Source organism: Desulfocurvibacter africanus subsp. africanus DSM 2603, assembly GCF_000422545.1.
Taxonomy (GTDB): Bacteria; Desulfobacterota; Desulfovibrionia; order Desulfovibrionales; family Desulfovibrionaceae; genus Desulfocurvibacter; species Desulfocurvibacter africanus.
In genome coordinates, this window is record NZ_AULZ01000001.1 from 232,849 (window position 1) to 244,678 (window position 11,830).

General features: G+C 63.6%; 12 protein-coding genes and 1 riboswitch. Of the genes, 3 read left to right on the forward strand and 9 right to left on the reverse strand.

The features are described 5' to 3' along the window. The first annotated feature begins 240 nt into the window (after window positions 1–240). Entirely contained in the window at window positions 241–468 is a 228-nt protein-coding gene (locus tag H585_RS0101025) for a hypothetical protein (protein ID WP_005988537.1), read from the forward strand. Window positions 469–594: 126 nt separating this feature from the next. Here the strand turns inward: H585_RS0101025 and rimM are convergent, their stop codons facing one another. The 4 genes from rimM to ffh all read right to left on the reverse strand — a co-directional run bounded on the left by rimM (window position 595) and on the right by ffh (window position 3,322). After that, window positions 595–1,140, reverse strand: a complete 546-nt coding sequence (rimM, locus tag H585_RS0101030; protein WP_027366397.1) for a ribosome maturation factor RimM — start codon at window positions 1,138–1,140, stop codon at window positions 595–597. 30 nt (window positions 1,141–1,170) lie between these two features. Next, window positions 1,171–1,404, reverse strand: a complete 234-nt coding sequence (locus tag H585_RS0101035; RefSeq protein WP_005988544.1) for a KH domain-containing protein — start codon at window positions 1,402–1,404, stop codon at window positions 1,171–1,173. Window positions 1,405–1,492: 88 nt separating this feature from the next. Further along, entirely contained in the window at window positions 1,493–1,732 is a 240-nt protein-coding gene (gene rpsP, locus H585_RS0101040) for a 30S ribosomal protein S16 (protein ID WP_005988547.1), read from the reverse strand. Between the two features lie 63 nt (window positions 1,733–1,795). Then, window positions 1,796–3,322, reverse strand: a complete 1,527-nt coding sequence (ffh, locus tag H585_RS0101045; RefSeq protein ID WP_027366398.1) for a signal recognition particle protein — start codon at window positions 3,320–3,322, stop codon at window positions 1,796–1,798. A 509-nt stretch (window positions 3,323–3,831) separates the two neighbouring features. Here ffh and H585_RS0101050 point away from each other — a divergent pair. Then, entirely contained in the window at window positions 3,832–4,875 is a 1,044-nt protein-coding gene (locus tag H585_RS0101050) for a hypothetical protein (RefSeq protein WP_237707668.1), read from the forward strand. 108 nt (window positions 4,876–4,983) lie between these two features. Here H585_RS0101050 and H585_RS0101055 read toward each other — a convergent pair whose 3' ends face one another. The 5 genes from H585_RS0101055 to H585_RS0101075 all read right to left on the reverse strand — a co-directional run bounded on the left by H585_RS0101055 (window position 4,984) and on the right by H585_RS0101075 (window position 9,566). Continuing rightward, window positions 4,984–5,436 carry a nuclear transport factor 2 family protein gene (locus H585_RS0101055; RefSeq protein ID WP_027366399.1) on the reverse strand — a complete coding sequence of 151 codons (453 nt, stop codon included), beginning with the start codon at window positions 5,434–5,436 and terminating at the stop codon, window positions 4,984–4,986. Between the two features lie 186 nt (window positions 5,437–5,622). After that, a complete protein-coding gene (locus tag H585_RS0101060; protein WP_027366400.1) occupies window positions 5,623–6,948 on the reverse strand; it encodes a histone deacetylase family protein in 1,326 nt (441 codons plus the stop codon). Then, window positions 6,942–8,618 carry a hydantoinase/oxoprolinase family protein gene (locus H585_RS0101065; RefSeq protein WP_027366401.1) on the reverse strand — a complete coding sequence of 559 codons (1,677 nt, stop codon included), beginning with the start codon at window positions 8,616–8,618 and terminating at the stop codon, window positions 6,942–6,944. Before H585_RS0101065 ends, H585_RS0101060 begins: the two co-directional genes overlap by 7 nt. Window positions 8,619–8,755: 137 nt before the next feature. Then, the gene (locus H585_RS0101070; RefSeq protein WP_237707732.1) at window positions 8,756–9,094 is read right to left on the reverse strand and encodes a hypothetical protein; all 339 of its coding nucleotides are present in this window, start codon (window positions 9,092–9,094) and stop codon (window positions 8,756–8,758) included. 67 nt (window positions 9,095–9,161) lie between these two features. Then, the gene (locus H585_RS0101075) at window positions 9,162–9,566 is read right to left on the reverse strand and encodes a rhodanese-like domain-containing protein (RefSeq protein WP_027366402.1); all 405 of its coding nucleotides are present in this window, start codon (window positions 9,564–9,566) and stop codon (window positions 9,162–9,164) included. 128 nt (window positions 9,567–9,694) lie between these two features. Here H585_RS0101075 and H585_RS0101080 point away from each other — a divergent pair, with 128 nt between their 5' ends. Then, complete coding sequence (locus tag H585_RS0101080) at window positions 9,695–11,401, forward strand: YcaO-like family protein (protein WP_027366403.1); 1,707 nt, start codon at window positions 9,695–9,697, stop codon at window positions 11,399–11,401. A 315-nt stretch (window positions 11,402–11,716) separates the two neighbouring features. After that, a riboswitch (TPP riboswitch) is annotated at window positions 11,717–11,816 on the forward strand. Window positions 11,817–11,830 lie beyond the last annotated feature (14 nt).

An 11,830-nucleotide genomic window follows, 5' to 3' on the forward strand; every position in this document is an offset into this window, starting at 1 on the left:
TCGAGAAGTGCCGGCAGCCGACTGGAGCATTTGCTTTTAAAAATGCTCTGCAAGCCATGCGTCGGCATGGCTTGCCGCCACGTAGGCGTAGGCGCAATTCACTTGCGCCGTCAACGCCGGAGCGGGCGTTGTAAAACGCAATCTGCTCTAGAGAGGACACTGGCTACGCGGAAAAATCGGAAACAGTAAATGGACTTTTGTCAGAAGTCATGCGATAGTTATAGTGTTATAGGAGTAAGAATGAAAAAAGCTTTCAAGCACTTGGATTATATCATAGATCCCACTCCGTATAAAACGGAGGACGGGCGCTATACCGCTTCGGGCAGTATTTATCCGGAGGGGCATCCAGAAGACGGCAGGTACTACGATGTAATAACCATTGCGCCCAAGTCGTTTTCGACGATCGATAAGGCGACGAACATCTTCATCGTTTTCGCGAAGATGCGCATTGCTTCCGGCGCAATATAGCCTGACCTGCATCTTCCCTGTCCCGCACCGACGTCCCTGGTCTCCCTGGCCTTATAGGTCCGCTGGCGGTTCCCTGCAGATGAAGCCGAGGGACTGTTATTCGCTGTTGTCTCGGAGCAACAGGATTCAACCGTCAGCCTCTTCCTTCTTCAGGTACAGGTCCAGCAACCCTGGCGGTGGGGCGATAGTCACTGTGCCGGCTTCCAGATCGATGTTCGGGACCAGTTCCGGGACGGCCGGGAAGAGGACTTCCTCGCCCTTGTCCGTGGTGATGGACCACAACTCCTGAGGTTCGAGAATGAAATCGGTGATGGTGCCCAGGCGGCTGCCGTCTTCCAGAAGCACGGTCAGTCCCTGCAGGTCGTGCAGGTAGACTCCGCCTTCCTCGGGCGCGGGCAGCTCGGATTCCTTGAGCAGCACCTCGGCTCCGCGCCAAGCGTCGGCCTGGTCGCGCCCATCTATGCCCGTGAGCCAGAGCAGCACACGATCCTGGTGTCCGCGCCAAGCGCGAATCTGGAAACGCTTCGGCCTGCCGCCGGCGGTAGAAAGCCAGACGTGACCCACTTCATCCAATAGCAAGGGGGAGTCAGCGTAATACTTTACGCTAAACTCCCCCTTGAGTCCGTGCGACTTGGCCACCTCGCCGATCAGAACCCATTCGGTATCAGGCATGGGATATCCTTACGGCGAGGCCGTGCGAGCTTATTCCAGGATCTCGAGAACCGAGCGCTTCCTGGCCTTGGTGGACGCCGCGCCCAGAATGGTGCGCATGGCGCGGGCGGTCCTGCCCTGCTTGCCGATGACCTTGCCGAGATCTTCTTTGGCCACCTTAAGTTCGATGACGGAGGTCTGCTCACCCTCGATTTCGTGAACGCTCACTTCATCCGGATTATCAACCAGCGATCTGGCGATATACTCGACGAGATCTTTCAGCATGCTACCCTCCAACAGGTCGGTTCAGCTGTCACGCGAGCGGCGACAATCCGGGGCGCTTTCTGATCTGCTCGGGGGTGGGACGCCGCGCCTACTCTCCTGCCTTGCGGAGCAGGGCGCGCACGGTGTCCGAAGGCTGCGCGCCCCGGTCCATCCACTTCTGCACTTTTTCTTTATTAATCGTGATTTCCGCCGGGTCAACCATGGGATTATAGTGTCCCACGAAGTCCAGAGCGCGGCCGTCGCGGCGCGTGGCGCTATCCACGGCCACGATGCGGTAGAAAGGACGCTTCTTGGAACCCATGCGGGTCAGTCTGAGCTTGAGAGCCATACGTCTTACCCCCGTACTATTGGAGTCTATTCTGGTGGCTTGAAAAATGGCAAGAGAAAGTCACTATCGCTTCTTCTTGCGTTTCTTCCGATCGTTCTTCTTCTTTTTGGTAAAGGCCGACTTGGGCAGGGCCTTGGCGCCTTCACCTTCCATGCCCGGCATTCCGGGCATACCCGGCATACCGGGGAATCCGTCCATGCCAGCAGGCATTTTGGGCATGCGCATGCCCGGAGGCAGGCCGCGCCCGCCAGGCATCTTTGGCATCTGGGGCATGCCGCCTTTGGGCGCCTTGCCGCCCATAACCTGCTGCATCATCTTGCGCATCTGGTCGAAATTCTTCACCAGCTGGTTGACCTGCTCCAGGCTGGTGCCCGAGCCAGCCGCGATGCGCCTGCGACGGCTGACGTTGAGCACTTCGGGCTTGCGGCGCTCCTCCATGGTCATGGAGCTGATGATCGCCTCTACCCGCTTCATCTCCTTCTCATGCACGCTCATCTCGCCCAACTGCTTGGTGAGTTTGCCCATGCCGGGAATCAGCTTGAGCAGACCCTCCAGGGAGCCGAGCTTCTTGAGCCGGCGCATCTGGGTGCGGAAGTCCTCGAAGTCGAAGGACGCCTTCTGGAACTTCTTGCCCAGTTCCTGGGCCTCGTCCTCGCTGAACTCGCCCTGGGCCTTCTCGATGAGCGTGAGCACATCGCCCATGCCGAGGATGCGCGAGGCGATGCGATCCGGGTGGAAGACCTCCATTTCGGAGAGCTTCTCGCCCATGCCCACGAACTTGACCGACTTGCCCGTGACGCTCTTGATGGACAGGGCCGCGCCGCCGCGGGCGTCGCCATCCATCTTGGTCAGCACCACGCCCGAGATTTCGAGTTTGGCGTCGAAGCTCTGGGCCACGTTCACGGCATCCTGGCCGGTCATGGCGTCGGCCACGAACAGGATCTCGCGCGGGCTCACGGCGGCCTTGATGTTGGCCAACTCCTCCATGAGCCGCTCGTCGATATGCAGGCGGCCCGCGGTATCGAAGAGCACGAGGTCGTAGCCCTTGTCCTTGGCGACCTGGAGGGCGTCCCGGCAGATGTCCACCGGGTTCATGTCCGTGCTGGACGGATATACCGGCACGTCGATCTGCGCGCCGAGCTTGGTCAACTGGTCGATGGCCGCGGGACGATACACGTCGGCCGGGACCAGGAACGGCTTCATCTTGTGCTCGCGCCGCAGATACAGCGCCAGCTTGCCGGCCGAGGTGGTTTTGCCCGAACCCTGCAGGCCGACCATCATGACAGTCAGGGGCTTAGAGCCCTTGACGTCGAAGGCCGAGGTCTTGCCGCCCAGAAGCTCCACGAGCTCGTCATGGACAACCTTGACCACCTGTTGCCCAGGCGTCAGGCTGCCCTGCACGTCCTGACCGAGCGCCTTTTCGCGCACCCGGTCCACGAACTGCTTGACGACCTTGAAGTTGACGTCCGCCTCCAGGAGCGCAAGACGCACTTCGCGCAAGCCTTCCTGGATATTCTCCTCGGTCAGGCGGCCCTGACCCTTGAAGCGCTTGAATACGGACTCTAGGCGGTCGCTCAGGCTTTCGAACAAAATTTGCCTCCGGCGGCCAGGGGATGGGATACTCCGAAAGGGCTGTTTCCCCTGCCCCAATCCAACCCTTACATGCTTTCCGGTGCCGCTTCGCGAACGGGTTGGCCGAAATCCTCATGGAAGCGAGTCAGGCCCTAAAAAGCAAGACGGTGATTGTTAAGGAATATAGAAAAGGAAGTCAACCAGGCAGGTTCAGGAATTTCAACCCTGGTCAAAGCGGCCATGACGAATTATCATCTTGCCATGGTCGGGATAATCCTGCATTATTCCACGCCCTTTAATCCCTCAAAAAAGCTAATTTGTTAACATATCCTATGCCGTATCTGCCGTCTACCCACAATGCTCTGCCCCCTGGGGCCCTCGCCAAACGTGAATCCGTCCGCCAGCGGATTCTGGAACTCTTTGCAGCGGCGCCCAGGGAAGTTCAAGGCTCCATTCTGGGGCTCTTTGCTCTCGCCAGAGCCAGTCTTGATTTCCGTCGCCCCGAACTGGCCGCCGCGGAAAGAGACGTGCCAGTGTCCGACTGGCCCTCGCTGCTGGCCCTGCTGACCTCCGTGAGCCTGTCCGGCGAAGCGAGTTCGGGCCTGCCCAGCGCCAAGCGCCTGGAGAAACGTTGCGCCCAGCTCAAGCGCCTGCACGAGCACAGCCTGCTGATGATCGAAATAATGTACGAGCTCGTCAACGCGGGACATGAATTCCCCACGGGCCACGATATCCTGGAGGAAAGCGCCGGCATCCTCATGCGCGAACTGGGCGCGGACCTGTACGTCTGCCGGCTGCGCCAGCCGGACGGAAGCTGGGAGAACATCGCGGCCGACACGGCCAGGGGGCAGGCCACGCCGGTCTTCGTGCGCTACATGGAGGAGACGCATCCGCACCATCCGGTCATGCGCGCCGTCCTGGGCCATGACGGCGACAAGGCCTTCATCATGTCCAACAACCTGCGCGGCTCCGAGGCAGGCGGCGAATCCCTGGACTGCACGCCCTACCAGGAAGGCTACCGCTCGCGTCTGTCCTTCATCTTGCGCGACGCTTCGCACAAGGCCTTCGGTCTGATCATGCTCTACGACCGGCGGGAAGGCTATTTCCGGCGCTACGAGTCGGGCTTCCTGGACGACTGCGCCAAGATTGTCTCGCTCACCGTGGAACGTCGCCTGGAAGCCGGCCAGGACGCCCTGGCCAAAGCGGCCGGAGGCATGGCCCACGTTGGCAACAATGTACTCGGCATCATCAAGAACAATGTGGAGATCGTGGCCGAGGAACTGGACGAGTTCAAGAAGGAGTTCGGCCTTGGCCTAGCCGATGCCGAGGCGCTGGAACACAACCCGGCCTTCCATTACCTGCTCTCGTCCCTCAAGGTCGAGCAGAAGGTCGCCTACCTCAATACAGCCCTGGAAGGCGTGCAGCGCTTGAAGCGGGCCATCCAGCGCCTGAACGACTCGGTCCATCATCCGGTGATCATGCCCTATACACGGCAAGGCGAGGAGGTCCTCGACCTGGAGCCCGAGCGCCAGACCCAATTGCGCGGGACCGTTGTCCATCGCACGGCCTGAGCAGCCCGGATCACGGCGGGCCATGGCGCGAATTTAAGGGCAAGCGCCAGTCTCTATCTAGAATGTCATGAAGCCCCGCCTGGAGTACGCACCTGGCGGGGTTTTCTTTCAGAACTCGTCGCGGATGATGCGCCAGCCCCGGATCGTCTTGGCCAGGCCGAAGGAACCCGAAAAGCTCTTGGAGAAGATGCTTTGCTCGGCCGTGACGGAAATCACGATTTCGGCGCGCCGATCAGACATTCTCAGCTCCTCGATGTCGTGGCTCGTGATGCGCGCGCCGCGCTCCTCGTAGTCGTCCAGCTTTTTCTGAAGCCTGGCGGCGTACCTGTCCACGCTGACCCACTCATCCTCGGAGAGGTCATCCACCTTGATGCGAGCATGATCGGCATACAAATCAAGGAGGCACTCCGTGTCGCGCGCGTTGAAGCATTGGATATAGCGTGAGATGAGTCCGCTGATCGCCGCGCGGTCGTTGCCTTGCGCGGTCATGGCGGGTCGGTCCGGGTCCGCGAGCATGGCCAGGATGATGAGCGCGGCCAAAATGGGCATGAAGCGGGGCATGGACACGTCTCCTGGCCCCGAATGAAGGGGCTCGGATCAGTCTAGCCCGTCCAGCGGATCATAGGCAATGGGAAAGCCGCCCCGACCATCACCATCATCAGCGGAAGCCTGCCCAGACCCGCAACCGCTTTCACCGCCCCGGCCTTGCTCGGGCGGCTCGACCAGCCGCCACTTGCCGGTCTTTTGTCAGAATCCGTAGCGTTCGTACTTCCTGTTCACGCGATCCACGAACTGGATGTAGCGGTAGCCGCCCTTGAGCTGGTCCTGCTCCAGCAGGCCGTAGGCCGCCTCCACACACTTCTCGCACGCGCCGATAGGCGCCTCGATGCCCACGGACACCGGGTTGCGCGTGGAGCGCGTCTCGATGCGCAGCACGCCGCGGCAGTGGTCGCACTGGCGCACGGACTCGGTCTGGGCTTCGTTTATGTCGTCGGTGTCGTAGTAGATGTTCTTGTGCCGCACCCAGTAGCCGCCCACGAGGGCCTCGCGCTTTTCCGGCGGCGGCTCGGGCGGATTGAAGTACAGCTTGGGCAGCTCTTCGCACAGGGCCTTGATGTACTCGGTGATGCGCGGGTCCTGGCGCAGGGCGCGCTCGTCGTACTCGGGCTCGCGCACGTGCGAGTAGTCCATGCCCGCCATGGCCAGGCAGATGCCCAGGTTTACGTAAGGCAGCGCGCCCTGGATGGCGTAGCCGCCCTCCAGCACCGCGATATCCGGATTAAGGCGCCGGTTCAGTTCGGCATAGCCGCGCGCGGACACGGCCATGTTTGTGATGGGGTCAGTGAAGTGGTTGTCCTGGCCCGCCGAGTTGACGATGAGGTCGGGCTTGAAATCGGCCAGGATTGGCAGCACCACGTGGTCGATGCACCACAGGTAGCCTTCGTCCGCGGTGCGCGGCGGCAGGGGAATGTTGATGGTCCGGCCGCGCGCGCTGGGGCCGCCGGTCTCGGCCGGGAAACCCGTGCCGGGGTACAGGGTGCGGCCGTCCTGGTGCAGGGAGATGAACAGCACGTCCGGGTCGTTCCAGTACACGTCCTGGGTGCCGTCGCCATGGTGGCAGTCCGTGTCCACGATGGCGATACGCTTGCGGCCGTATGTCTCGCGAATCCACTCAACCATCACGGCCTCGTTGTTCACGGCGCAGAATCCGCGCGAGCCTTGCACGACCTTCATGGCGTGGTGGCCCGGCGGCCGCACCAGGGCGAAGGCCTTCTGGCAGCGGTTCTCCAGCACCAGCCTGGCCGCGGCGATGGCCCCGCCGGCCGAAACCATATGCGAGCGCGTGGCCACGGCGTCCACGTCCGGGAAGCAGAAGTGCGTGCGCTCGATATCCTCGCGGCTGGCCACGTCGGGCTTGTGCTCCGTGATGCCCTCGATGTCGAACAGCCCCTCTTCCATGAGCTGGTCCTGCGTGTAGAGCAGGCGCTCCTCGCGCTCGGGGTGCGTGGGGCTGATGGCCCAGTCGTAGGCCGGGAAAAAGATGACGCCCAGGGAGTTGCGCGCTTTCAGCATAGCGTCCCCGCGAGGTTCTTGTAGCGGTGCAGGATACCCGGCTTGATCTGGCATTTGACGCGGATATTGCGCCCCACCAACCGCGAGCCGTTGACCATGTTGAAGCTGGATGCGTGGGTGATCTCCACGTTCTCCTCGCGGGCCGGGACGCCCTCCTCGCGCAGCGAGTTGAGCAGCAGGCGCGTGGCGTCGCGCTGGGCGTCCTTGAGCCCGTAGCGCTCCTCCACCGTGCGCGAGTAGCCGAGCGAGGGCACGAACAACTGCTGGCGCTCGGTGTCGGCGAACAGCTCGATGCCACGCGTGGTGCGCGTAAGCGCCGCGCCCACGGCGTTGGCCACGGCGTAGTTGCGCGGCACGCTCACGGACAGGGAAAAGACCTTGAACAGCTCGGAAGCCAAGGCCTCGGCCGGGCCGCCCACCACGTAGACCTTGCGCGGCACGATGCGCCGCTCGCCCAGCAGCTCGCGCAGGGTGTACACGGGCCGAGAATTAAGCTCGTCGACCATCTCGCGCACGGCCTCGCGGATGCGGCCCACGGCCGCGGACACGGCCCGCTCGGCGAAATCCTGTGTCGTCAGCCCGAGCTTGGCAGCCAGTTCGTCCAGCCCTCTGCGCGAGGCCTGTAAATCGCCGTAAGCCGACTTGCCCAGAAAGTTGAGCGCATCCGTAAGCGTGGGCCTTGGGCCGCCGTCGGCCATGCACGGGCCGTCGCGCTGCGGACCCACGCGAACCTCGCCGTTGAACCAGATGGCCGAATCGCCGCCCACACCGATGGAGTGCGTCTTGAGGGCGCGCACCAGCGTGGCGTGGGAGCCGATATGGATGCCTTCGTACTCCATGACCGGCGCGCCATTCACGAACACGGCCATGTCCGTGGTGGTGCCGCCTATGTCCAGGATGACCGAGTCGAGCGCGATGTCGCACATGGCCGCCAGGCCCATGACGCTGGCCGCCGGCCCCGAGAGGATGGACTCCACGGGCGTGCGACGGGCGATGGACAGGGGAATGGTGCCGCCGTCGGCCTTGAGGATGTTGACCTTGGGGGACATGCCGAAGGTGTCCAGGCTGTCGGTCACGGCGTTGCAGAAGGTGTTGAAACGCCGCCAGACCGCGCTGTTGAAATAGGCCGTAGCGATGCGCCGGGGAAAGTTGAGCCGGCCGGTCATCTCGTGCCCCAGGCTCACGAAGTCGGCCCGCTTGCCGATGACGTCGCGGATCAGGGTTTCCTGCGCCGGGTTGCGCGGCGAAAACTTGGTCACGGCGGCGAACACGCGCACGCCGGCGTCCAGGCACTTGCGCACCGCGCGCTCCACATCATCAGCGTCCAGTTCCTGGACCACCGTGCCGCGATGGTCCGTGGAGCCGGGCAGCACATGGTAGTCGCGGCAGACCATGAAGTCCGCCGGGTCCAGGCCCGGCCCGCCGGACACGAGCACGCCCACGTCCTCCAGCTTGCCTTCCACCAGGGCATTGGTGGTCAGGGTCGTGGAGAGGTTCAGCCGTTCGATCTCGCCGGCCGGGACTTCCTCGCGCACGCGCTCCAGCACGGCCAGGACGGAATGAAGCAGATTTTTCTGGTCGGTCTTGACCTTGTAGGTGGCCGCAATGCCCGTGTCGTCGATGACCACGGCGTCGGTGTGCGTGCCACCCACATCAATGCCAAGCAGCATGGGTGCATCCCTCGCGTCAGGCGGATTGCTCGGTGGGACAGTCAGTCAACATGCCGATTTGTCCTCCGTCGGGAGGGAAATGTCCACCCTCATTCCGGTGGACGGCAGCCTGGACGCGGCGAGTGGTCTGGAAACAGCTATGCGTCCTTCTGTTCCTGCTCCTCGTTGCGTAATCCCACCCGTAACCGCCACGCGCCCAGCAGGCTCAGCATGCCTATGAACGCGCTGGCCTCGCCCATGCCGCGATAGGCGGCCACGACGAGCTGCACCGAGCCCACCAGCAGCAGGATGGCCGACAGGATTCGCACGGCCAGGCCTATGCGCTGCAGGGCCAGCACGCAGAGCATGATGTACGTGCACATGGCCGCGGTCATGGTGATGGGTACCAGGGGAGGCGCGGGCATGAGCACGGTCTCCAGGTAGCGCCAGCCTTGCCAGCCCACGAAGACGGACAGGATGATGATGCGTTCGTACATTCCGCCCACGGATGGTCCTCTTGGCCGGCTGGCGATCCGGGGCGGATCGCCGACTATAAATGCCGGTCTAGCCGGATACTACCGGATAGCCCTCGGATTGCCAGTACTGAAAACCGCCGATCATCTCCTTCACGCGGAAACCCAGCCCGGCCAGCTTGGCCGCGCCTTTCTGGGCCGCGTTGCAGTGCGGTCCCCAGGCGTAGACGACCAGCAGCTTGTCCTGCGGCAGACGGGCCGTCGTCTCGGAACTGATGGTCCGGTGCGGCAGGCTCACGGCGCCGGGCACATGGCCCTTGGCAAAGGCTTCCGGAGCGCGCACGTCCACGACCACGAAGGTTTCCACGCCTTGCTGCAAGTCATGGTGCACGTCGGAAGGATCGGTCTCCACGCTCAGGCGGGCCAGGAAATGCCGGGCGGCGTCGGTGGGATCGGCGGCAGGGTACTGAGTCACGAGCGAATTCTTTGGGGCCATGGCTGCTCCTTGGGTTGCGCTGGTCGTGGGGGATATGGAAGAATAGTTTTCCAGGCGGCGGGTTTTCAAGCGTATTTCCCGCCCGCCCATGATTACACACCCCCCTGACGACGCCAAGCGAGGCGAGCATGACGAGCCAGACGCCCGACGAAATGCATTACGAGCTGACCCTGCGCACCACCGCCGCTGGCATCGGCTTCTTCTCCACCAAGCCCACGCGGCAGATGCCCCTGCCCGAAGCCGCGCGCTTCCTGGTGGCCCACCCTTACGACGACTTCATGCGCAAGTTCCTGCTGGAAGGCGTGGAGGTCCTTGAACCCGAAGAGCTGGGCCAGATCATAGGCGAGAACCTGCATGCCCCCCGGCCCTTCCTGGCCGTGCTCTACGAAGCCTGCATCCTTTATCCCAAATACCGGGCCCTGAGCGGTCGATTCCAGGGCGTCGAGCCCGAGGACCTCGCGCCCGAGACCTCGCACGTAGCCATCCGCTCCGAGCTGCTGCCCGACCACTTCACGCACGTGGCCTGGATCGAGGCCTTCGAGGCCAACCGCAGCAGCCACCAGCCGCTGCCGAGCCAGAAAGACGTGGACGAGGAGCCGCCGGTTTCCTCGGCCGACATGGCCAAGCTGGCCGAACGCACATGGACGCGCATCGATGAGGTGCTGGAACGGGCCGATGCCCGCGCCCAGCCTGCCGCTCCCCGGCCGCCAGCCGCCGAGACATACGCCAGGGCCATCGAGCGGCTGGAATCTGTGGGCGTGTTCGCCGAGCCCGAGTTGCGCCACCAGTCGTCCCTGTCGCCGGTTGCGCTCATGCGCCGCTGGAAACTGGACCGCACGGTGCAAAACGGCCGCCTGGATTACCGGCTCACGGGCCTGCAGACGAGCTGGGGCAAGGGCCTGACCCTGGACGCGGCGCGCGCTTCCTATGCCATGGAGATGGTCGAGCGCGTATCGAGCTTCACGTCGGTGTCGCCCGAAGGCCTCCTGGGCTACACCCGGCCCTACCCGCTGGTTCAGGCCACTTTTGACGACCTTGTGCGCCAAGGTCGCCACGTCCTGGTCCCCAACGCCGTGCGCCTGGACGTGCCCTACGAGAACCAGCCTCTGTGGTGGATGCAGGCCCAGGACTGGCAGGGCAAGGATATCCTGGTGCCCACGCAGTTCGTGTTTCTGTTCTGCAACCTGGACGAGCAGGGCTTCTTCGGCGGTCTGGGCTCTACGGGCCTGGCTTCGGGCAACACGCAAACCGAGGCGCGGTTCTCGGCGCTGTTGGAATGCGTGGAGCGCGACGCCGAGGGCGTGGCCCTGTACCGGCCCGAGGACTGTTTCCTGCTGACCGCCGACGACCCGCAGCTCAAAGCGCTCCTGGACGGCTACGCGGCCAAGGGCGTGCACCCGGTCTTCCAGGACGTGACCACGGAGTTCGGCATTCCCTGTCTGCGCGCTTTCGTGGTCAGCGAGGACGGCGCGGTGGCCAAGGGCACGGCCGCTCACCTGGACGGACGCAAGGCGCTCGTCTCGGCCCTGACCGAGGTGGCCTATCCCTACCCCGAGAGCCCGGCCAGCAGGCCCGCGCCCGAGGATCTGCCCACCCGGCGCTACGAGGACCTGCCCAACTTCGCCAGCGGCGATTACGGCCGCGACCTGGCCCGGCTGGAAGAGGTCCTGGCGGCCAACGGCTACGAGCCCATCTACCTAGACCTGACGCGCCAGGACGTGGGCCTGCCCGTGGCCAAGGCAATAGTGCCCGGTCTGGAGCTTACCGCCGACCTGGAGAGCTTCTCGCGCGTGAGTCCGAGGTTGTGGGCCAGATATCTGCGCGCGGTGGGATAAAGGCAGAACTGGAGAGGGGCGCTGCCCCTCTCCAGACCTCTCCCCGCCAGGGCGTAACGACGCCCTGGACCCCGTATTTCGGGGCTGCCGGATGACAATAGTGCAGGACAGCGCTATTGGACGTCGCCACCTTGGGCGACGCCCGCAGGGCGAGGGCCAGGACAGCCCGAGTCAACCGGCAGCCTCGGGAAAATCGCAATACTGGGGCATGGGCAACGGCTCACAGCCGCCCGTTGCCTCGCGCCATCCGGCGTGCTACACGGCTGCCTTCGGCGGGTATCGCTCGCCGTTTCAGGTCATTGAATAGACTTTTGTTGCATCCGAATGGGGTGTCCCGCCCGAAGCGGGACTGAGATCACACCCATGGAACCTGACGCAGTTCGGACTGCCGTAGGGATTTCGGATCGCCGGACGCACTGGCCTCGCCAG

Coding starts and splice junctions, on each gene's coding strand:
- H585_RS0101025 (WP_005988537.1), top strand. CDS start 241: ATGAAAAAAGCTTTCAAGCACTTGGATTATATCATAGATCCCACTCCG.
- rimM (WP_027366397.1), bottom strand. CDS start 1,140: ATGCCTGATACCGAATGGGTTCTGATCGGCGAGGTGGCCAAGTCGCAC.
- H585_RS0101035 (WP_005988544.1), bottom strand. CDS start 1,404: ATGCTGAAAGATCTCGTCGAGTATATCGCCAGATCGCTGGTTGATAAT.
- rpsP (WP_005988547.1), bottom strand. CDS start 1,732: ATGGCTCTCAAGCTCAGACTGACCCGCATGGGTTCCAAGAAGCGTCCT.
- H585_RS0101055 (WP_027366399.1), bottom strand. CDS start 5,436: ATGCCCCGCTTCATGCCCATTTTGGCCGCGCTCATCATCCTGGCCATG.
- H585_RS0101060 (WP_027366400.1), bottom strand. CDS start 6,948: ATGCTGAAAGCGCGCAACTCCCTGGGCGTCATCTTTTTCCCGGCCTAC.
- H585_RS0101065 (WP_027366401.1), bottom strand. CDS start 8,618: ATGCTGCTTGGCATTGATGTGGGTGGCACGCACACCGACGCCGTGGTC.
- H585_RS0101070 (WP_237707732.1), bottom strand. CDS start 9,094: ATGTACGAACGCATCATCATCCTGTCCGTCTTCGTGGGCTGGCAAGGC.
- H585_RS0101075 (WP_027366402.1), bottom strand. CDS start 9,566: ATGGCCCCAAAGAATTCGCTCGTGACTCAGTACCCTGCCGCCGATCCC.
- H585_RS0101080 (WP_027366403.1), top strand. CDS start 9,695: ATGACGAGCCAGACGCCCGACGAAATGCATTACGAGCTGACCCTGCGC.